Genomic DNA, 21,259 nt, shown 5'->3' with positions numbered 1-21,259 from the left:
AATATTTTTTGTGCGTTTGGGTACACTATTGAAATATGCAAAAAAGGAGGAAGTTTCATGATCGCATTGATCATCCTACTCGTACTCATTGCCATCGTTTTGCTCGTCATGTTAGACCTTTATATGGGAAAGAAATATTTTTCTACGCACGCATTTGAACGGTCTTTTGACCAAACAAGCGGCGATGCCACCTTTTATCATGATGGCGAGCCATTTTTCGATCAGCTGCTTGCGGATATACAGCAGGCCTCTTCTTCTATTCATATGATGTTCTTTATTGTAAAGAACGACAAGATTGGTCAAAGGGTGTTCCAAGCATTGAAAGCCAAAGCGGAGCAAGGCGTTTCCGTCTTTTTGCTGACCGACCGATTAGGCTCCTATCCGTTTGATCAAAAGTCGATTGACATGCTAGAAAGAAGCGGCATTCAATTTTACTTTTTAAATAAGCCTCGTTTTCCTTTTTTGATTTACCGGTTAAACATGAGAAATCACCGTAAAATTACGGTGATTGATGGGAAGATTGGCTATATCGGCGGATTTAATATAGGCGATGAATATGTTGGGAAAAAAGGCCGCTTTGGCATTTGGAAAGATTATCATTTGCGGATGACTGGACAGGTTGTCGCAGATCTCCAGCATGTGTTTCTGAATGATTTGTACCGGTCGTCTGGCATTCATCAGCTGCAATATGAGGTTTTCCCTGCATTGGAACCGGGAACATTACAATGCACAACACGCGCGACTGCCGGTTTTTCTTTAGAAGCTTTATTTCTCCAAGATATTGAGCAGGCGAAGAAACAGATCATCATCTGTACGCCTTATTTTATTCCATCAGCCCCACTTCTGAAGGCGCTGCTTGATGCACGAAAGCGGGGCGTCACAGTTGAAATTATCATTCCAATGAAAGCGGATCATCCACTTGTCAAAGAGGCTGGTTTTCATTATTTAAAGGATCTCATTGCCTCTGGATGTCTTGTTTATCGTTTTTATAAAGGATTTTATCATTCGAAAGCCATATTGATTGATCACAGCCGCTGTATGATCAGTACCGCGAATTTTGATAAACGAAGCTTGTTTTTAAACGAAGAAGTAGATGTGGCCATTGATGATTCCGACTTTACTGCACACGTAGAGGAAAAGATTCGGGAGCATATGGAAGTATCTGAGATCCTGACAGAAGAAACATTGTCAAAGCGCCCTCTTTTCACACGGCCGCTTGAGTGGGTTGCCGCCATGTTCTCGTATTTTTTATAAAGGAGATGACCTATGCGTTATCGATTTGGTTATGTATCCAATGCCGTCACCCTGTGGGAAGCTTCTCCTGCCAAGTCGCTGACCTTTGCAAGATACAGCAAGCTCTCTAAGGAAGAAAGAAAAGAGGCTTTATTGCGAACAACGAAAGCCAATCTCATGAATACATTAAGAACGCTTTACTTCGCCATTGCTCATGATATCCCGCTGTACCGTTTTTCAAGCTCGATCGTCCCGCTCGCGACCCATCCCGAGGTGCGCTGGGACTTCGTGACACCTTTTCACAAAGAATTTCTTGAGATTGGCAAGTTGGTGAAACGGCACAACTTACGGGTAAGCTTTCACCCCAATCAATTCACCTTGTTTACCAGCCCAAAACCTTCAATTACAGACAATGCCGTCATCGATATGACGTACCATTATCAGATGCTTGAGGCAATGAAGCTCGAAAAGGAAGGTTACATGAATATTCATATAGGCGGAGCGTACGGCGATAAAGAATCGGCTCTTCAACGCTTTGATGAAAATATCAAACAGCTTCCGGCTCATATCAAAGCAAGGATGACACTTGAGAACGATGACAAAACATATACGTCGCTCGAAACGCTTGGCGTATGTGAAAAGCATGACATTCCATTTGTTTTTGATTACCATCATCATGTGGCAAATAAAGATGACGATGCCGAACTCGATGACATCCTTCCAAGAATGTTCGACACTTGGACAAAGACTGGCATTCCGCCCAAAATTCACTTGTCTTCACCTAAATCAGAAAAAGCCATACGCAGTCATGCAGATGGTGTAGATATGGCCTTTGTCTTACCGCTTTTTCAAGCATTAAAACCGTATGGGCTTGATGTAGATTTTATGATTGAAGCAAAATTAAAGGATCAGGCTCTGCTCCGTCTAGTCGAAGAGCTGTCTGCGATTAGGGGCAATAAGCGGACGGGCGGAGGAACCATTGAATGGAAATCATAGAGAAAGGTTTACCTTTGTACAAATGGGGGTAACAAAGCTATTGTGAGAAAGTAATTAACAGGAGGATATGAAGATGTCTCAAATCTATTCAATCCGAATCGCTGCAAAAGCGTTGAATTTACATAAGCTTATTTCTCTTTATGAAAAGTGCCAGCAGGCTCAGCATCGTATATATGTGTATTCTAAAAAAACAATGTGCAGCATTAAGAACATCGTAGAGCTTGAAACCTTCAGGCTCACTCATTTAGAATCTGATTACTTAATTGTGGTTGAAGGGAAAAAAGCGCAAGATCTTCTTCAGCCGTTTGAGAAAGAAAAGGTTTCATAAAAAAGAGCAGCCTCGGGCTGCTCTTTTTCTTATATCCACTCTTCTGTTAACCAAACTTGTTTAGAAGCTGTATCTATTTTCACTTGTGCCCCAATTGGCATCGTAAGCATTGGGTGCGTATGGGCACAGTCAAAATCAGCGATGAGTGGTCTCTTCGTCTCTCCGAGCACCTCAAGCAAAATCTCGTAAGGCTCTTTGCCCGTCCCCTCATCATCAAACAGCTCATGTTTTCCTAAAAGAATCCCTGACACCCGTTCAAACACTCCATTTACTTTCAATAAAGAGAAATTCTTTTCTACAACAGAAGCGGTTTTCATGCAATCTTCAATAAGGAGGATGTCTCCGTTTTGGATGGCTGGCATGAACTCACTTCCCCAAATGCCGTACATCGCATTCAGGTTCCCTCCGATCAATCTGCCTTCTGCCTGTCCCTCTATGACGCACAGCCAATCATTCGGACGCTGCTTTTTGTCACGCGTCTTTTCTTCCCAATTGATTCGTTCATCTGTCCAAAAAGGCGGTTTTTCAATCTGATAAGGAATGCTTTGAGGAGACATCAAGATGTCCTCAAATGACTGATATGTATAATCGACAAACGGTTCAAACTCGCCAAAAGAAGGAACAAGCGCCGGCCCGTAGAAAACAGGAAGTCCCGTTTTTTCATACGCCGCCAGTAGAATCGCTGTCGCATCTGAATAACCGATCATGATTTTCGGATGTTGATTCAGCAGCTCAAAATCAAGATAAGGCAGCAAACTATTTGAATTCGTACCGCCAATCATTGACATGATGCACGCCAAGTCCTCTCTAGCCATCAGCTCATTCAGCTCATCAGCTCGTTCTTGAATTGTACCGGAACGGTAGTGATCCTCTTTTCCTGTTAATGATCCTGGGATCACAATGAATCCTTTTTGCTCAAGCCACTTCTTCGCCCGCTGATACCTAAGAGGCGAGGTCGCTGATGCAGGACTGGAAGGTGAAAAAATACCGATCTTATCGCCCTTTTGTAATCGCCGAAGCCCCTTCATTCCATCAGATCCTTCCTACACGCATTTTTTCTATCCTAACAAAAAAAGCCCTTTATCAAAAGGGCTACTGAACGAATGAAAATCTTTTCAAAAAAATATTTTAAAAAGGCCAAGTAATATGAGCGTAAAACTAATAATCAATGCTATCGATATTTTGACTTTGCTTAAAGAACTGTCTATAACGTTTACAAAAAGGTGAATGCCAAATAAAATAATCCCAATGTAAAAAAATACTGGGTTGATTCCAGCTGGAATGATCAATATAAATAAACCAACAAGAGTCACGTAGTGAATGCTTTTCAGCATGAATGTTTTTGCTGTTTCGCTCAAACAACCCTCTCCTTTTGGATCTAATTTCCTTAAATTATATCAAAATTCCATTTAAATGGTGATTTAAATATTTGCAGGACGAACCACTTTTTATTATCACATGTAAAAAAATGAGTCCAACTCAATAGCTGAACTCATTTACGCCTTACTATCAATGACCAAACTGCGCTTCATGCAGTCTGCTGTACACGCCGCCCATTTGGATGAGTTCTTGGTGGCGGCCTTGTTCTTGAATGCCTTCTTCTGTTACGACGATGATACGATCGGCGTGCTTAATTGTAGCGAGGCGGTGGGCAATAACGAGTGTCGTCCTGCCGACAGCCAGTTCGCTTAGTGCATCCTGTATAGCTTTTTCTGTTTCTGTATCAAGTGCTGATGTGGCTTCATCTAAAATAAGAATTGAAGGATTTTTTAGGAACATCCGCGCAATGGACAGGCGCTGCTTTTGACCGCCTGACAATTTGACGCCGCGCTCGCCTATGACAGTATTTAATCCTTCTGGGAAACGCTGAACGAGTTCCTCTAAATGCGCACGACGTACAGCCTCCCAAATCTCTGCATCGCTGGCTTCTAGGTTGCCGTACGCAATGTTTTCTCGAATGGTGCCTGAGAATAAAAAGACATCCTGCTGCACAATGCCGATCTGCTGTCTTAAAGAAGAGAGGGTCATCGATTTTGTACTCACGCCATCAATCGTAATTTCCCCTTCATCCACATCATAAAAACGTGGCAGCAAACTGCAAATCGTCGATTTCCCGGCTCCTGAGGGCCCGACAAACGCAACGGTTTCTCCTTGTTTGATCTTCAAATCGATATCCTTTAACACATGACTGTGCTCATCGTAGCCAAATGTCACGTTTCGATATTCAATTTCACCTTTCAGCCCAAATACATCACGAGCTCCTTCTGTATCCTTCACATCTGGCTCTGTTTCAAGTAAATCGACATAACTTTTAAAGCCCGCAATGCCTTTTGGATACATTTCAATCACTGTGTTAATCTTATCAATCGGTCTGAATAAGACGTTTGTAATCAGAACAAACGCGATAAATCCACCTGCCGTTAATTGACCCTGCAGAACAAACCATGTCCCTGCTAGAAGGACAAACAGTGTCACAAGACGTGTCAGAATGTAACTGATTGAGCCGTTAACCGACATGATTTTATATGAAAGAAGCTTCGCTTTCCGAAAGCGGTTGTTGTTTTCAGCAAAACGCTTTTTCTCAAAATGTTCGTTGGCAAAGGCTTGAACAAGACGAATACCGCCGATATTGTTTTCAACCCTTGCATGAAAGTCTCCAATGTCATTGTTCAGCTGTGTAATCGCCTGTGTCATCTTTTTATTAAAATGAAGGGCAAGCCAAATGATGACGGGCATGATCAAGAAGGTTAAAATGGCAAGCTGCCAGTTAATCATTAGCATGACAGCAAAGGCGCCAAGAATCGTCATAATCGCAATAAACAAATCCTCAGGTCCGTGATGAGCCACCTCCCCAATGTACATGAGGTCATTTGTCATCCGAGACATAAGCTTACCCGTTTTGTTGTTATCAAAAAACTTAAATGAGAGACGCTGAAAATGATTAAACAGCTTCTTCCTCATATCTGTTTCAATATTGATGCCAAGCATGTGTCCCCAGTACGACACAATAAATTGCATCACTGAGCTGAGGGCATAAATGATAAACAGAGCAAGTGCGGTCCAGGCAATGACTGTCCAGTTCCCTGTTGGTAATAACGTATCAATGAAGTAGTTCACGATCAGCGGGAAACCAAGTTCCATTAATCCAACTGCGACAGCGCAAAAGAAATCTAAAAAGAACAGACCGCGATAGGGCCTGTAATAGGCGAAAAAACGTTTTAGCATATGTAAAAGGACCTCATTTCCTCTATAATTGATAATCATTTTCAATTATAGAGGAATCCTCTGCAAAATACTAGATCAGGAAATGATTTCTTTGACTGGAAATCCTCATAATACGCCAGAAAACAATCGAGCAAATGATTCCTTCAACCGCTCTTTTAAGCCTCTTTTATAAAAATGAACCGGACCCATTTGCTCACATTCCTTCATATCTTCCTCATAGTGGGCCATCAATTGATCAATTGGCTTTTTCGCTGCTGTAAAGACATTGACCTCAAAATTAAGCTGAAAGCTTCTCATATCAACATTTGCGGTGCCGACAGAGGCGAGTTCTCCATCTGCGATCATCACCTTTTGATGCATGAACCCTTTTTGATAGTGATATACCTTGATGCCCTCTTTTAGAAGCTCAGAAAAATAGGAACGTGTGGCATATTGCGTGAGAAATCCGTCATTGATCTCCGGTACCATCACCCGCACATCCACCCCTCTTGTGGCAGCGATTTTGAGCGCAGTGCGAATCGATTCGTTTGGTACAAAATAAGGTGTGGCAATCCAGACAAATTGTTTCGCATTAGAAATGAGAGCATCATATAAATCACTCATACTTTCTTTCATATCAGGTCCAGTTGGTACAACCTGAATGACATCCTCTCCTGTCACAGGATGCGGCGTATGATACTTCGGATCATCAATTAATACTTCATCTGATACATATTCCCAGTCGAGCATAAAAACGGAGTGAAGGGTCTGAACAGCCTCACCCTTTAACATGGCATGCGTATCACGCCAAAAGCCGATCTTTTCATCCCGTCCTACGTATTCCTTGCCAACATTTAATCCGCCGACGAACCCTGTTTCTCCATCAATAATGACGATTTTTCGGTGATTTCGGAAATTGAATTTTTGGTTAAAAAATCCATATTTTAAAGGTAGAAAAGGAGCGACCTTTACCCCTGCCTGCTTCAAGCGTTTAATATCTTTTCGTGAGAAACGAATGCTGCCCGCCGCATCATATATGAAGCGGACCTCTACCCCTTCTTTCACTTTTTCAATCAAAATCTCCATCATCCGGTGGCCGAGGAAATCAGATTTAAACATGTAATATTCAATATGAATGAATGATTTTGCTTTTTTTAACTCTTCAAAAATTCGGGGAAACGTCTCCTCTCCATTCTTTAAAATGTCCATATCACTATTTGTATTCACATGCATGCCTGTAGCTTTTTCTGTGTATTGAAAAAAACCACGCTGATTATCGGTTAAACGTGATTCATCCGGCTTGCTCTCAAGCTCAGATATTCTTCTTAATTTTTCACGGTTATACATTCTCTTTGATTTGAATAAATGACCTTTTACATAGAGCTGCCCTGAGAACAGATAAAACATATAGCCAATGATCGGGAAAAAAATCAGCACATATATCCATAATAACGTGTGCTGTGATGTACGATTCTCCAGCATGAGTGAGACGATACTAAATAAAATAATGGCGATATAAATCGCTGCGTACAGCTGAACGCTCCACGCCGGCACAGTCCACCAATACACGACATATGCCCCGAATATCATAAAATATAAAAATAAAAATTCCAGTCTTCTCTTTTTCACATTCTCCGCCCTCATTCTGTCTTTTTCTCTTCCATACCCTTTGCACAGCTTGTATGAAACGCACGACCCATTCCTTTCTCCTAGCCTTTACAGACTTTCGCTATTTGATCCGATATAATAGAGAAATATGTGATGGAAAGGAAGATCTGTTTATGCATACCCCCTCACCTCTTAAAAAAGGGAGCCATATACGTGTCATTGCCCCAAGCCGAAGTGCCAGCATTTTATCAGAAGAAGGAATTGCTCAAGCGAAAAAACGTTTAGAGGCTTTAGGCTTCACTGTCTCTTTGGGACAGCATGTGTTTGAATGTGACCTTCATTCCTCATCGTCTATTGAACACCGCTTGTCTGATCTGCATGAGGCGTTCAGAGATCATGATGTCGATGGTATTTTGACAGCTATCGGAGGCTTCAACTGCAATGAACTTTTGCCTTATATTGATTACGACTTGATCCGTCAGCATCCTAAAGTCCTCTGCGGCTATAGTGACATCACTGCACTTGCAAACGCCATTACAGCGAAATGTGATATGGTGACATATTCCGGCCCCCATTTTTCCAGCTTTTACATGGAGCAGGGGCAGGAGGAGCAGACTGCTATGTTTCAAGCTTGCTTGATGAACGGCGGCGAACCGTTTGATATGATTCCTTCGACAAAATGGAGTGATGATGCTTGGTATCTCGATCAAGCGAACAGGCAGTTTCATCCGACAACATGGGGGATTTATCAGGAAGGAACAGCTGAAGGCACCTTGTATGGCGGAAACCTTTGTACACTGAACTTACTGCAAGGGACATCGTTTATGCCGAATGTAAAGGATGCGATCTTATTTGTCGAGGATGATGAGCTGGTATTCCCTGAAATGTTCGCCAGAGACCTTACCTCCCTCTTGCAGCATGCACAATCAATCAAAGGATTGATCATCGGACGATTTCAGAAGAAATCCAAGATGACAGAGGAACATTTGAGGTTCATTCTAGATAAGCACCCAATGCTCAAACACATCCCAGTGATTTACGATGTCGATATCGGACATACACAGCCCGTCTTCACCTTCCCGATTGGCGGAAACGTTCAACTAGCGTGTACAAATGGAGACATAAAGCTACGCATTCATTCATAACTAAAGGCAAAAAAGCACCCGAATAGCCGGTGCTTTTTTCTATGCCACCATCTTTTTTAAAATTTTTTTAGAAAAAGTGATCCACCCCTTCATTCCCTTCGTTAAGTAGATGTAAAAAGAAAAGAGAGGAGGCAAAAATATGTTTTCTGATGTACTTAGCCAATTATTCGATTCTATCTCCAACATTATTAACACACTTGGATAATTTCATTTGACGCACACATACTACATGCTTACCGAAGGGAGGCACACTCTATGTTCTCTGATGTACTTAGCCAATTATTTGATTCTATTTCTAACATTATTAATACACTTGGATAATTTTCAAAACCCGCTATCCTCAAGAGATAGCGGGTTTTTACATGTTTTGAGTGGATGACATGTTGCTCCATTAAATAAATCTAGAACAATGCCTTCTATGAGCATGTTTCTGTTAAGTTATTTAAACAAACCTAATTGGATGCTATAATCTATTAAAGGAATATATTAACTATTTAAGGAGATATAATGAAAAAACGTTTGATTGGTTTGTTTTTTATTACTCTTTGTATTCTTGGATTAAGTTCCACTCCAAATCGTCTCACTCTTTCTGAAGAAGAATTAGATCAAAAGGTGACACAAGTATTAGACTCGTTATGGAAAGAGCATGGCTTGTTACATTATCAAATCGTTAAGACAGATCCCACAATTTCCATCGGCATCAATACTTCAAAAGATATAGCAGGTTTGCAGTCTATATTAGAAAAGAAACTTCCTAAACAAGCATTAGAGAATTATGAAATTGAGATTTTCCAGAGAAATAAAAATGATATAAACGTTGAATGACAAAAACCCACTCCTGTTCCGAGTGGGTTTCTGCGTGTTCTTACATCTTTTCCGGAGCCGATACACCAATTAGTTTTAATGCATTAGCGAGCGTGATTTGTGTTGCTTTCATGAGTGAAAGACGTGCTGTTGTTTTTGTTTCGTTTTCTACATCGATGACCTTCTCGGCATTGTAGAAGCTGTGAAGGGCTGATGCAAGGTCGTAAATATAGTTCGTCACGCGGTGCGGAATACGTTTTTCAGCTGCTTCTGCTACAACTTCTGGGAAGCTGCCAATGATTTTCAGAAGATCGTATTCTTTTTCCGATTGAATGTGAGAGAAATCGGCTTTTTCAAGGTTTGGTTCGTAGCCTTTTTCTTCTCCTTGACGCAGCATGCTGCAAATTCTCGCATGCGCATATTGTGCATAGTACACAGGGTTTTCGTTAGACGTAGAAATGGCTAGGTCTAGGTCAAAGTCCATATGTGTCGCCGCACTTCTCATCGCAAAGAAATAACGAGTCGCATCTAAGCCGACTTCTTCAATGAGATCACGCATTGTGACAGCTTTTCCTGTACGCTTACTCATCTTCATTTTTTCACCGTTTTTATAAAGATGCACAAGCTGGATGATTTCTACTTCAAGCTTGCCAGCTGGATATCCAAGTGCTTGGATCGCCGCTTTCATTCGAGGGATATAGCCGTGATGGTCCGCTCCCCAAATGTTAATGAGCTGGTCAAAGCCTCTGTCCAATTTGTCTTTATGATATGCGATGTCTGGAAGCAGGTAAGTGAAGCTGCCGTCTTTTTTAATCAGCACACGGTCCTTGTCATCGCCAAAATCAGTCGAACGCAGCCATGTTGCGCCGTCTTCTTCAAAGACATAGCCTTTTTCACGAAGTGTTTCCAGCGCTAGTTCGATTTTTCCGTTTTCATATAAAGAGGTTTCTGAATACCATACATCAAATGGCACACGGAAATTCTCAAGGTCTACACGTAATTTCTCTAATTCGTATTTCAATCCGTATTCACGGAAGAACTTCATCCGCTCTTCTTCTGGTTCATGAACGAAACGGTCACCAAATTCATCCGCAAGCTTTTGTCCGATGCCTTTGATGTCTTCCCCTCTGTAGCCGTCTTCAGGCATTTCTTTTTCAAGACCGAGTGCCTCAAAATAACGTGCTTCGACAGATAAAGCGAGGTTATTAATTTGATTCCCTGCATCGTTGATATAGTATTCACGGCTCACATCGAACCCTGCTTTATCAAGGATATTGCAAAGGGAATCTCCTACAGCTGCTCCGCGGGCATGTCCAAGGTGAAGGTCACCTGTTGGGTTGGCTGAGACGAATTCGACTTGCACCTTTTGACCGCCGCCTGTATTCGTTTCGCCATACGCTTCTTTTGCTTCAAGGACAGCTGGAATCAGCTTTGTTAAATACTGATTGTTCATATAAAAGTTAATGAATCCTGGACCTGCGATATCCAGTTTTTCAATGGAAGCTTTCCCTTTATCAAACGCATTGACGATGTCTTCTGCGATTTGACGAGGTGCTTTTTTCGCAATGCGGGCAAGCTGCATCGCCATGTTGGTAGAGTAATCACCGTGAGTTTTGTCTTTCGGCACTTCTAAAAGGACATCTGGCACCTGGCTTTCATCGGCAAGTCCTGCTTTGACGACTGCCGCAATGATTTCTTCTTTTAACGCATCTTTGACCTGTTCTGCGATATTCATGAACGTAAATCCTCCTTATACGAAATCGATAATGTATGTAAATGCTTTTGATCTTCTCCTGTCAGCATATCGTACGTAATGTGCAGCAGTCCCTTGTCCACATCGAGATCAATGCCATGTGTGTGCACATCTAACTGAAGTGTACCGAATGGCATCGTGTAATGTGTGACGGTCGTTTCTCCAATGAGAAAGCGCTGCTTCATTTGAATAGCTCCTGATCTCATGACAAAAATTTCTTTTTCACTCATTTTCACAACGGTTTTTACTTGACCCATTTCATGTTCTTCATGGTAAGTGAGATACGTTTTGTCATTCTTCTCTTGATATGTTCCAGTCGTGCGGAATTCGATCGTTTCAGCCGGCTCCGTCTCTGGTTTCATCACTGACTTTACATGAATTGAAATTTGGTTTTGTGTCATTTTGCACTTCCTTTGCTAAGACCCGTTTAACTAAAATAGTATACCATAATCATGAGCGCCTATCATACCATCATTTCTCTTCTTCACGGCGATTAAACTTCGTTTTTCATCTTCAGCCATCCCTTTAGAAAAAAAGAAAAATGCAACTGACCAATACGACAAGTCCAGCCTTTACGCCTAAGTCTTTTCTTTTCAGTAAATAAAAAAGAGCCTGTATGCCTGAACTTGCCAAAAATGCCTGAAAAAAAAAATCAAATGGTGCGATTTGATCCTTTTTAAATACCAACTGCATGAATAACGCAATGGCCGTCAGATAGAAAAAGCCTCGATCCTGAAATAAACCAACTAACTCCACCTTTGCTTCCTTTTTAGAAGCAAAAACAGGCGGATCAGCTGCGAGCTCTCGTTTCAGTGTGAGAAAGCCTGCCGCTAATACGCATAAAGCGAGGAACACCATCAATATTGACGAAAACATGAGCTGCCTCCTTTATTTTTTGACCAATGTAAAAAAAGAGCTTGTCCACATGAGATGACAAGCTCCTCTATCAACTGATTATTTCACAAACCCAAGCAGCATTTCGCGTAAAAGCTTACTCGCTGTATTCGCTGTTTGGTCAGAGTGATCATATACAGGTGCTACCTCGACTAGGTCTGCCCCAACGACTTTGACGTCAGATCCTGCAATCGCATGAATGGATGCAAGCAGCTCTTTTGATGTAATACCGCCAGCATCTACCGTTCCTGTACCAGGTGCATGGGCTGGGTCAAGTACATCAATATCGATCGTCACATATACTGGACGCCCTTTTAGCTTTGGCAATACTTGCTTCAATGGCTCCAGCACTTCAAATTTAGAAATGTGCATACCCGCTTCTTTTGCCCATTCAAATTCTTCTTTCATTCCAGAACGGATGCCGAAAGAAAATACATTTTCAGCTCCAATAAGTCCTGCAACTTTACGAATTGGTGTTGAATGTGAAAGTGGCTCACCCTCATATTCCTCACGAAGATCTGTATGTGCGTCCATATGGATGATGGCCAAATCAGGGTATTTCTTATACATCGCACGGAAAACCGGCCAAGACACAAGATGCTCGCCGCCCATTCCTAATGGAAACTTTCCTTTTTCTAAAATACTGTCGACATACTCTTCAATTAAATCTAAGCTCTTTTGTGCATTCCCAAAAGGAAGTGGGATGTCACCCGCATCGAAGAATGGCACCTCGTGCAGCTCACGATCTAAATAAGGGCTGTATTCCTCTAAACCGATCGATACTTCACGAATGCGGTTCGGACCGAAACGTGAACCTGGGCGGTAGCTGACTGTCCAGTCCATCGGCATGCCGTATAAAATGACCTTTGCATCTTCCCATGTCGGATGACTTCCAATAAACACTTTTCCTGAATAAGCCTCGTCGAATCTCATGCAAGATTCCTCCTTTTACGCTTCAAAAAATGCGCAAACTGTCATTTGCGCATTCCCATTTCGCTTGATTTATTTGATTAAGTCGCTCACAAATTTCGGCAGAACGAATGCCGCTTTGTGCAATTCTTTTGTGTAATATTTCGTATCAATATCAAAGAAACGGCTGTCTTCTACAGCAAGTGGATCATATTTTTTAGAACCGATGGTGAATGTCCAAAGACCGCTTGGATACGTTGGAATATTCGCTGTGTAAAGCTTCGTAATTGGGAAAATTTCTTTTACATCACGCTGTACATTTGTAATCAGCTCCGGTGTGAACCAAGGGTTGTCCGTTTGTGCAACAAAAATACCGTCTTCTTTGAGTGCCTTTGAGATTCCTGCGTAAAATCCTTTAGAGAATAGGTTCACAGCTGGTCCAACCGGCTCAGTTGAGTCCACCATGATCACATCATACTCGTTGTCAGCTTCAGCAATGTGCATAAAACCGTCTCCGACTTTGACATCTACACGAGGATCGTCTAATTTCCCAGCAATAGAAGGAAGGAATTTTTTCGAGTATTCGATAACCTTTCCGTCAATATCAACAAGTGTCGCTTTTTTCACACTTGGGTGTTTGAGGATTTCACGAATAACACCGCCGTCTCCTCCACCTACGACAAGAACATTTTCCGGGTTTGGATGAGTGAAAAGAGGAACATGAGCCACCATTTCGTGGTATACAAACTCATCTTTCTCAGATGTCATCACCATGCCGTCTAAAAACAGCATATTGCCAAACTCTTCTGTTTCCACCATTTCTAAATGCTGAAAGTCTGTTTGTTCTGTGTGAAGGGTTTTGTTCACCTTCAATGTAATACCAAAATTCTTCGTTTGCTTCTCTGTATACCAAAGTTCGCTCATTGTTCATCTTCCTCTCATCCAATAATAAACAAACATCTATTGTTAGCGCCTTTTATCGGCTTTGACTATATCGATTGTCCAAGAAAAAAGTATAGTGGATTCATATCAAATTGTAAAGAACCGCTTGAGTTCTCTTCATTTTTTAAAGTGCTCCTGCAATCGCTTGTTTAAAACGGTTTTCTTTGTTCCATACTGATAAAAAACCGTCAAAATGGGGGCTTTGCATGGACACAATCATGAGTAATAAAAAAATCCGCATGACCGTGAAAACGATTCGAGCCTGTTTTTTTATCGGCTTGCTCGCTTTTCTATTTGCAGGCACTGTCTTTTTGACGATTCTATTAATAGCTAAATGGCAAGGTGCCCCTTCTGTTCAAGTTCCCCAATCCACGACCATTTATGCAGCTGATGGGTCAAAGCTTGGAGAATCCAGTTTTGGAGAAAAGAGATATTGGGTGCCATTAAAGAATATGTCTCCTCATATGAGACAGGCTGTTGTGGCTGTTGAGGATAAAACCTTTTATGAGCATCATGGCTTTGATGTGAAACGGATGGCAGGTGCTGCGGTGGCCGATATTCGTGCCATGGCTAAGGTACAAGGTGCCAGCACGATCACCCAGCAATATGCACGAAATCTGTATTTAGATCATGATAAAACGTGGAAGCGGAAGTGGAATGAAGCCTTTTACACGATTCGTTTAGAGCAAAACTATACAAAAGATGAGATTTTAGAAGGATACTTGAACACCATTTATTATGGTCACGGAGCGTACGGTGTGGAAGCAGCGTCACGTCTGTATTTCGGGAAAAAAGCAAAGAACTTAACCCTCGCTGAATCTGCCCTTCTTGCCGGTATCCCAAAGGGGCCTTCTCTGTATTCCCCTTATGTGAACGAGGAGAAAGCCGGCGCAAGAAAGAATATGATTTTGAGACAAATGCAAGAGGATGGCATGATTACGAAAAAAGCAGCCGATGACGCTGCGAAAGAAAAGCTGTCCTATCGCCCTTTGCAGAAGAAGCAGCTGCAAGCAAAGCAAGCCCCATATTTTTATGACGATGTGATTCGAGAGTTGAAACAAAACTTGGGGTTAACAGAGGAACAGATCGAAACCTATGGACTTCATATCCAAACGACCCTTAATCCAAAATTACAGAAAATCGCAGAAAAGACGTTAAAAAACACGATGGATTCCAAATCAGATATCCAAATTGGCTTTGCCGCCATCCATCCTCAAACAGGCCATGTACTTGCCCTCATAGGTGGGAGAGATTATGAGAAAAGTCCATTCAACCGGGTGACACAAGCAAAAAGGCAGCCCGGTTCAACCATGAAACCCCTTCTTTATTACATTGCCTTGCAAAACGGGTTTACACCCGCAACCGTTATGCGCAGTGAGGAAACGGTGTTTGAACTGGATGATCAAGGCAGCGGTGCGGCTTATTCACCAAGCAATTATCACGGCTATTACGCCAATGACGGCATTACAATGCTACAAGCTTTAGCGCTGTCTGATAATATTTACGCTGTAAAGACCCATCTATTTTTAGGAATGGAGCAGCTTGTACGTGCTGGCAAGACATTTGGAATCAAGGAGAAACTAGACCAAGTACCATCTCTTGCTCTAGGCACGTCTCCTGTGAAACCCATTGAAATGACCAATGCTTACGCCATGCTGGTTAATGGCGGAAAACGCGTCAAACCAACCTTTATTACGAAAGTAACCGACGCAAAAGGCAATGTGCTTTTTGAAGAGAAACAAAAACGAGAACAAATCCTCGATGAAAAAGCAGCCTTTGTCACCACCGATATGATGTCAGGAATGTTCAACGATCAATTAAACGGCTATACGAGTGTCACTGGCCGCACCATTATAAAGGACCTTACACGAACATACGGAGGAAAATCCGGGACAACAGGAGCCGACAGCTGGATGATCGGCTTCTCTCCCCAGCTCGTCACAGGTGTATGGACTGGCTATGATAAAGGCCGCACCATTGACTCAGTCGAAGAAACGGCCTATGCGAAAAAAATATGGGCTTCCTTTATGGAATCAGCCCTCTCGAAGCAGCCAGCCTCCTCCTTCATGCCTCCAGACGGTGTCAAAGGGGTATATATCAATCCAAAAACTGGCGACCTCGCAGGGCCAGGTTGTGAATCAAAGGTGTTTACTTATTTTATAGAAGGAACAGAGCCGACAGGTGTCTGCTATGGCGCTGAGGACAAAGCCTCTGAGCAGGAACCAGTTCAAGATCAAAAGCCAAAGAAATGGTGGGAAAAGTGGCTGAAACGTTAAAAAAAGACATGAAAAACCCCGAGATCTGCATCTCGGGATTCTCCATGTCCTAGCTTTAACACCAGTTTACTCAAAAAACGGATGGATTTGGTAGTGATCCGCCATTCTTCACAAAAATTTCACAATTATTCAGGGACAGCCAATCCTTCTTTTAATTCATCTGTCGATGCGTCCCATAGTGCTTCATTATGACCCTTTAAGAAATCAGCCAGCACCTTTTTGGATACGTCATCCATATGACTCACGACGATTTTTCGCTTCATCGATTTATCCATTAAATTCACATGCTCTGGAAGTGACTTATACCCGCGGCGAATCGAACGGTCAACGGTCATTTCACAAGCCGTCACACCTGCATAATAAGGCCCTTCTTCTCTGCGGTCAATCGTCACCCATACGAGCCAATAAGGCTTTCCGTTCGGTACCTCTTCTTTTGTTTTCAAAAATTTAATTCCTTTTTCGACGGCACTTCTTGCATGCATGGCACCAATATCAATGACAGCTTCCTTTTCCTCTACATCAATGATGACTGGCGAGATATTATCAAGGCTGAGTGCACCTGCCCCAAAGCCTCCATGTCCGTCGGTTGCATCTGTTTTTTTAATGATGTTAAAACCAATTGGTTTCTTCTTTTTACCTTCCATTCATTAAACCTCCTAAAGCAGCGGCTTCAAAATAAGATTAAACCAGTATATGATTTGATCCCGCATTCCGATCAATGGACCAAACACAAACTGACCCAGCGGTGTGATCACGAATATGAGAAAAATAATGATCCCATATTGTTCAAATTGCGTCATTTTCGCACGAATACTAGGACTGACGACGTCCTCAATGATACGATATCCATCAAGCGGCGGAAGCGGCAATAAGTTAAATAGGAACAAGATGACGTTTAAGTTAATAAAGATCTGGAAGAAATAATCGACTCCCGGCTCAAAACGCATGATCCATTCCCCGCCAAACTTCTGAAGAAGCACATACACAAGAAAGCCCAAAAACGCCAGCACTAAGTTACTTAATGGTCCAGCAATAGAGACACAAATCCCTGCTAAACGCGGTTTTTTAAAATGGTAACGATTCACTGGTACAGGTCTCGCCCAGCCAAACCCCGCCACAAAGATCAAAATCGTCCCGAAAATATCGAGATGCTTCAGTGGATTTAACGTCAGTCTCCCTTGATTCTTAGCCGTCGGGTCTCCGAAACGGTACGCAACATATGCATGTGCCAGCTCGTGCATCGTAAATGCAACAACAAGCGTAATGGCGACATATGGAATAAGTTCTAATGGATAAACAAGAAATTGGTTCAAAGGCATGAATCCCTCTTTCTTTCTATACAATGATTTACTTCATTCAGTATACTATAAGAAGTCCCTTAAACTAAAGGGAAGCGTAGCATTAAAGGAAAAAGGAGGTTTTCGCCATGCCGATTGTCACCGTACAAATGCTTGAAGGAAGAACAGACGAGCAAAAAAGAGCGCTTGTGGAGAAAGTCACTGATGCTGTTGTTGAAACAACAGGCGCAGGTGCAGAAAAAGTCTCTGTTATTATTGAAGAAATGAAAAAAGAACACTATGCCGTAGCAGGAAAGCGAATGAGCGACCTGTAAGCATATAAAAAGGACAAACCCATAAGGTGTTTGTCCTTTTGTCTTCTTTCTTATCTGTACCAAGCTTTATTACGGTTCACTTGATTTTTATGAGCCGCATCAAAGTAGTCAACTGTGTAGGAATAATCATAATTCATTAAGCAGACAATGCCGCTTCCTTGAGGGTCATGCGGTAAGCCAAAGTTATGGCCGTATTCGTGTGTAGCCGCTTTTGCTGTATTCGCTGTTCCTTGGTCAAGGTTCACGGCGAATGCACTTCCGCTTGGTGCACTATTGTAGACATAAGCGATTCCGCCAGCATCAAAGTTTGGATTTGCTGTAAATCCAGTGACAAAGTCGTATCCTCTGCCATCAAAACTGCGCGCAAGGTTGGAAAGAATTTGTGATGAATTTGATCCCGAAGACGTCCAAGATCCTACTGCTTGTACGACAAAGTCCACATCATGATCACGGTTAAACGTGACATCTGCTTGCTCGATGATGTTGACAATCCGTGTTTGCCAGTCACTATATTTCGCACGATACTGCGCATCAGCAACCGCATAGACAGTGACCTTCTGACTGCCTGTACTTGCTTTTGTTGAAATTGAATCTCCTGTATTGGCCTTAAAGGTTCTCGAGCCTACCTGCTTACCAGACTCATCTAATACCTTTGTTGTTACATCTCGTTCAATTGGAGGTGCTGCCGTCAAATCTTTAAAACTGTTTGCTTTTGGCAACCCCTCACCAATATGGGTTTCGAACGGCGCATGACCATGATCATGCCCATGACCAGCACTCGCTACTGGTGCTGAAGCTGAACTTACTCCCGGTAACAAACTACCTACCAATAAAAATGACAAAAAGACTGAACGCTTTTTCATTCCTATCCCTCCTTTGTTTTTCACAAAGTTATATATTCACTGAAAATTCACCATTTTCCTTCTCTTCAGTCAAAAACAGGGAATTAGATGCACAGGAAAAAAGTCGAATTACGTCATTTTCACTAATTTTTCAGATATTTTGACACACATTTCATCGAAAAATAGCGCTTTTGGTCTGGGTCATTTACTTAGTAAACATCCATGTTTTTCAAGAAATCATATCATGGACCTAACGACACATCTAAAAGAAACAAAAAATGATATTAGAAAAGATAAAGTCACACTTTACTGATACCAATTATACTTCTCTGCGGTTCTGCCTTATGATGAAGAACATAAAACATTGCTACCTCAAACAGAAGGGACGATCGGCATGACTGGAAAAAAGCACATACAATTTGGATTAATGTTACATGGCCCAGGGGGTCACATGAATGCATGGAAGGATGAATCGGTTCCAGCAGATGCAAGTGTTAACATTGATTATTATCAAGCGATGACAAAAAAGGCAGAATCAGCGGGTTTCCGTTTTGTTTTTGTTGCAGATGGTTTATATATCCACGAACATTCAATTCCTCATTTCTTGAATCGATTTGAACCATTAACCATCTTATCTGCGCTTGCCACAGTCACCAAACAGATTGGACTTGTGGGTACTGTATCCACTTCATACAGTGAGCCCTTTACCATTGCCAGACAATTTGCTTCCTTGGACAAATTAAGTAAAGGCCGGGCAGGCTGGAATGTTGTGACTTCCCCATTAGAGGGCTCTGCTGAAAATCACATCATCCGTTCGCACCCAAGCCACTCACTTCGATATGAAATTGCAGAAGAGTACTTACATGTAGTGAACGGGCTTTGGAGCTCATGGGAAGAAGATGCTTTTGTAAGGGATCGTTCAACGGGGGTTTTCTTCGATCGAGATAAATTGCACACTTTAAACCATCATGGAAAACACTTTTCTGTCAAAGGTCCTTTAAATATTGAACGCTCTGAACAAGGGCAGCCCGTGATTTTCCAGGCAGGCGCTTCAGAGGCTGGAAAAGATCTAGCCGCAAAAGAAGCAGACGCTGTATTTACAAATGCCGATTCACTCGAAAAGGCAAAAGCCTATTACCGCGACGTGAAAAATAGAGCCGAGGCGTTTGGTCGAAAACCATCTGATATTAAAATATTCCCTGGCATCCACCCGATTACAGGGAAAACAGTCGAAGAAGCAGAAGAAAAATATGAAGCCATTAAACATCTAGTCTCTATTGAAGAAGCTCTGCATTATCTAGGCCGATTCTTTGACCACTTGGACTTCAGTCAATTCCCGCTTGATGGACCTTTTCCGGATATAGGTGACGCTGGGTCAAACAGCTTCCAATCCACAACAGATTCCATTAAGAAAATGGCCAAAGAACAAAACCTGACCTTAAGAGAAGTCGCTTTACAAGTGACCACGCCTAAAAGTGCCTTTTTCGGCACTTATGAACAAGTAGCTGACAAATTAATTCAATGGATCGAAGAGGATGCCGCAGATGGATTTATTTTTGGCGCTCCGATTTTAGCTAGTGGTTTATCCGAATGGACGGAGCACGTCATTCCGATATTAGTCGAAAGAGGATATTACGACCCAAATTATCCAGCTCATACCCTTCGCGAAAACTTGGGTCTGCCCATTAAGAAGAATCAGTTTCTGAAACAAACAGTGAAATAAACTTGAAAGAGGGGCTAGCATAAAGGCTAACCCCTCTTTTTATGATGGTTGGTGCTGGTGCAATCGATTTTCAATGAGATCAATAAACTGGAGCACAGCTCTTCCAGGCGTATCATTTGTTTTCCTCAATAGACCAACTGGCGGGGAAACTTGAATGCCCTTTATTTCTAATACCTTCGTACCGGGGAGTGTAAAAGAATGAGCCGTTCGTGTAAACAGAGAAACTCCTAAGCCCGCCTGAACATAATGTTTATGGGACATGCTGCTAGTAATCTCTAATTTCTTATAATTTGTCCCAATGCCATCGACGATTTGTTGTTCAATTTGAATTCGAATGGGGCAATTGTGCGGTGTGAATAATATGGTCTCATTTTCTAAATCTGTTACCTCCACTGCCTCTTTTTCCGCCAATCGATGGGAAGACGGGACCAGCAGGACGATATCATCTTGAAAAAGCGGCTTATAGCTATTTTCCATCGAAGCTTCTGGTGCGCCGCAAATCGCAAAATCAATCTCATCATGGGAAAGCAAGGAACTCAGTGTATTTGCATCTGCTACTTGCACAGAAAATTCTACATTCGGAAACCTTTCCTTGAATTCTGCAAGGAGCGCCGGGAATTCTAAACTGGCAGTAGGCTCAGAAACACCGATGCGAATTAATCCCGCAATGCCCACTTCTAAATCTTGGAGCGTTTTCGTCAGTTTCTCATATTCATTGAGTAAAGAATTGGCTCTTTCATAAAAAAGCTGTCCTGATGCTGTTAACTTTAAGGTCTTCCCTCTCTCTAGAAGCTTCTCTCCAATTTCCTCTTCTAAATGTTTGATGTGCAAGGTAATGGTTGGCTGAGAATAATTCAGTGCTTCTGCTGCTTTTAAAAAATTCCCATATTTCACGATGGTGGCAAAGGTGCGGATCGCACGAATCTCCATAAAAACCCCTCTTTTCTCTATATTTTAAATAACTGAATCGTGTATTTATGATTACTAATT

The 21,259-nt window shown here is 42.1% G+C and carries 21 protein-coding genes; 8 read left to right on the top strand and 13 right to left on the bottom strand.

Going from position 1 to position 21,259, the window contains the following annotated elements:
- The first annotated feature begins 57 nt into the window (after positions 1–57).
- From cls (OIT90_RS01940) to OIT90_RS01930, 3 genes are all read left to right on the top strand, one after another.
- Positions 58–1,254, top strand: a complete 1,197-nt coding sequence (cls, locus tag OIT90_RS01940) for a cardiolipin synthase (protein WP_474892208.1) — start codon at positions 58–60, stop codon at positions 1,252–1,254.
- Positions 1,255–1,266: 12 nt separating this feature from the next.
- Positions 1,267–2,229, top strand: coding sequence for a UV DNA damage repair endonuclease UvsE (uvsE, locus tag OIT90_RS01935; RefSeq protein ID WP_474892207.1), 963 nt, complete (start codon positions 1,267–1,269; stop codon positions 2,227–2,229).
- Positions 2,230–2,302: 73 nt separating this feature from the next.
- Entirely contained in the window at positions 2,303–2,557 is a 255-nt protein-coding gene (locus OIT90_RS01930) for a hypothetical protein (RefSeq protein ID WP_039182170.1), read from the top strand.
- 29 nt (positions 2,558–2,586) lie between these two features.
- Here OIT90_RS01930 and OIT90_RS01925 read toward each other — a convergent pair whose 3' ends face one another.
- The 4 genes from OIT90_RS01925 to cls (OIT90_RS01910) all read right to left on the bottom strand — a co-directional run bounded on the left by OIT90_RS01925 (position 2,587) and on the right by cls (OIT90_RS01910) (position 7,405).
- Positions 2,587–3,585, bottom strand: a complete 999-nt coding sequence (locus tag OIT90_RS01925; protein WP_474892206.1) for a S66 family peptidase — start codon at positions 3,583–3,585, stop codon at positions 2,587–2,589.
- 87 nt (positions 3,586–3,672) lie between these two features.
- Positions 3,673–3,915 (bottom strand): hypothetical protein, encoded by a 243-nt coding sequence (locus OIT90_RS01920; protein WP_039182177.1) that lies wholly within the window; start codon positions 3,913–3,915, stop codon positions 3,673–3,675.
- A 151-nt stretch (positions 3,916–4,066) separates the two neighbouring features.
- Positions 4,067–5,782, bottom strand: coding sequence for an ABC transporter ATP-binding protein (locus tag OIT90_RS01915; protein WP_474892205.1), 1,716 nt, complete (start codon positions 5,780–5,782; stop codon positions 4,067–4,069).
- Between the two features lie 105 nt (positions 5,783–5,887).
- Positions 5,888–7,405 (bottom strand): cardiolipin synthase, encoded by a 1,518-nt coding sequence (cls, locus tag OIT90_RS01910; RefSeq protein ID WP_474892204.1) that lies wholly within the window; start codon positions 7,403–7,405, stop codon positions 5,888–5,890.
- A gap of 137 nt (positions 7,406–7,542) precedes the next feature.
- Between cls (OIT90_RS01910) and OIT90_RS01905 the strand changes: the two genes are divergently transcribed.
- Both OIT90_RS01905 and OIT90_RS01900 read left to right on the top strand, forming a co-directional pair.
- Positions 7,543–8,514 carry a S66 family peptidase gene (locus OIT90_RS01905; protein WP_474892203.1) on the top strand — a complete coding sequence of 324 codons (972 nt, stop codon included), beginning with the start codon at positions 7,543–7,545 and terminating at the stop codon, positions 8,512–8,514.
- A 507-nt stretch (positions 8,515–9,021) separates the two neighbouring features.
- A complete protein-coding gene (locus OIT90_RS01900) occupies positions 9,022–9,339 on the top strand; it encodes a YolC/YozM family protein (RefSeq protein WP_106025510.1) in 318 nt (105 codons plus the stop codon).
- Positions 9,340–9,379: 40 nt separating this feature from the next.
- On the opposite strand, the gene argS is transcribed toward OIT90_RS01900, so the two are convergent.
- The 5 genes from argS to speE all read right to left on the bottom strand — a co-directional run bounded on the left by argS (position 9,380) and on the right by speE (position 13,798).
- Positions 9,380–11,053: an arginine--tRNA ligase gene (argS, locus tag OIT90_RS01895; protein WP_107162929.1), complete on the bottom strand. Its 1,674-nt coding sequence runs from the start codon at positions 11,051–11,053 to the stop codon at positions 9,380–9,382.
- Positions 11,050–11,472: a YwiB family protein gene (locus OIT90_RS01890; RefSeq protein ID WP_003215400.1), complete on the bottom strand. Its 423-nt coding sequence runs from the start codon at positions 11,470–11,472 to the stop codon at positions 11,050–11,052. Before OIT90_RS01890 ends, argS begins: the two co-directional genes overlap by 4 nt.
- A 124-nt stretch (positions 11,473–11,596) precedes the next feature.
- A complete protein-coding gene (locus tag OIT90_RS01885; protein WP_474892202.1) occupies positions 11,597–11,947 on the bottom strand; it encodes a hypothetical protein in 351 nt (116 codons plus the stop codon).
- Between the two features lie 78 nt (positions 11,948–12,025).
- Complete coding sequence (gene speB, locus OIT90_RS01880; RefSeq protein ID WP_025093863.1) at positions 12,026–12,898, bottom strand: agmatinase; 873 nt, start codon at positions 12,896–12,898, stop codon at positions 12,026–12,028.
- A gap of 69 nt (positions 12,899–12,967) precedes the next feature.
- Positions 12,968–13,798 (bottom strand): spermidine synthase, encoded by an 831-nt coding sequence (gene speE, locus OIT90_RS01875; RefSeq protein WP_003214614.1) that lies wholly within the window; start codon positions 13,796–13,798, stop codon positions 12,968–12,970.
- 224 nt (positions 13,799–14,022) lie between these two features.
- Here speE and OIT90_RS01870 point away from each other — a divergent pair, with 224 nt between their 5' ends.
- A complete protein-coding gene (locus tag OIT90_RS01870; RefSeq protein ID WP_474892201.1) occupies positions 14,023–16,092 on the top strand; it encodes a transglycosylase domain-containing protein in 2,070 nt (689 codons plus the stop codon).
- Positions 16,093–16,217: 125 nt separating this feature from the next.
- On the opposite strand, the gene OIT90_RS01865 is transcribed toward OIT90_RS01870, so the two are convergent.
- Complete coding sequence (locus tag OIT90_RS01865) at positions 16,218–16,736, bottom strand: YwhD family protein (RefSeq protein WP_039182196.1); 519 nt, start codon at positions 16,734–16,736, stop codon at positions 16,218–16,220.
- 12 nt (positions 16,737–16,748) lie between these two features.
- Entirely contained in the window at positions 16,749–17,405 is a 657-nt protein-coding gene (locus OIT90_RS01860; RefSeq protein WP_371412193.1) for a site-2 protease family protein, read from the bottom strand.
- Between the two features lie 113 nt (positions 17,406–17,518).
- Between OIT90_RS01860 and OIT90_RS01855 the strand changes: the two genes are divergently transcribed.
- On the top strand, positions 17,519–17,704 hold the full coding sequence (locus OIT90_RS01855; RefSeq protein ID WP_003214939.1) for a 2-hydroxymuconate tautomerase: 186 nt from the start codon (positions 17,519–17,521) through the stop codon (positions 17,702–17,704).
- 50 nt (positions 17,705–17,754) lie between these two features.
- Here the strand turns inward: OIT90_RS01855 and OIT90_RS01850 are convergent, their stop codons facing one another.
- Positions 17,755–18,567, bottom strand: a complete 813-nt coding sequence (locus OIT90_RS01850) for a zinc-dependent metalloprotease (RefSeq protein ID WP_058838532.1) — start codon at positions 18,565–18,567, stop codon at positions 17,755–17,757.
- Positions 18,568–18,940: 373 nt separating this feature from the next.
- Between OIT90_RS01850 and OIT90_RS01845 the strand changes: the two genes are divergently transcribed.
- Positions 18,941–20,269: an LLM class flavin-dependent oxidoreductase gene (locus tag OIT90_RS01845; protein ID WP_059377951.1), complete on the top strand. Its 1,329-nt coding sequence runs from the start codon at positions 18,941–18,943 to the stop codon at positions 20,267–20,269.
- Positions 20,270–20,308: 39 nt separating this feature from the next.
- Here the strand turns inward: OIT90_RS01845 and OIT90_RS01840 are convergent, their stop codons facing one another.
- Positions 20,309–21,199 carry a LysR family transcriptional regulator gene (locus OIT90_RS01840; RefSeq protein ID WP_251180975.1) on the bottom strand — a complete coding sequence of 297 codons (891 nt, stop codon included), beginning with the start codon at positions 21,197–21,199 and terminating at the stop codon, positions 20,309–20,311.
- Between the last annotated feature and the right edge of the window lie 60 nt (positions 21,200–21,259).

Source organism: Bacillus sp. ABR (assembly GCF_056172715.1).
Note: the sequence above shows the minus strand (reverse complement) of the source record. Positions and strands in the feature narration are given on the sequence as shown.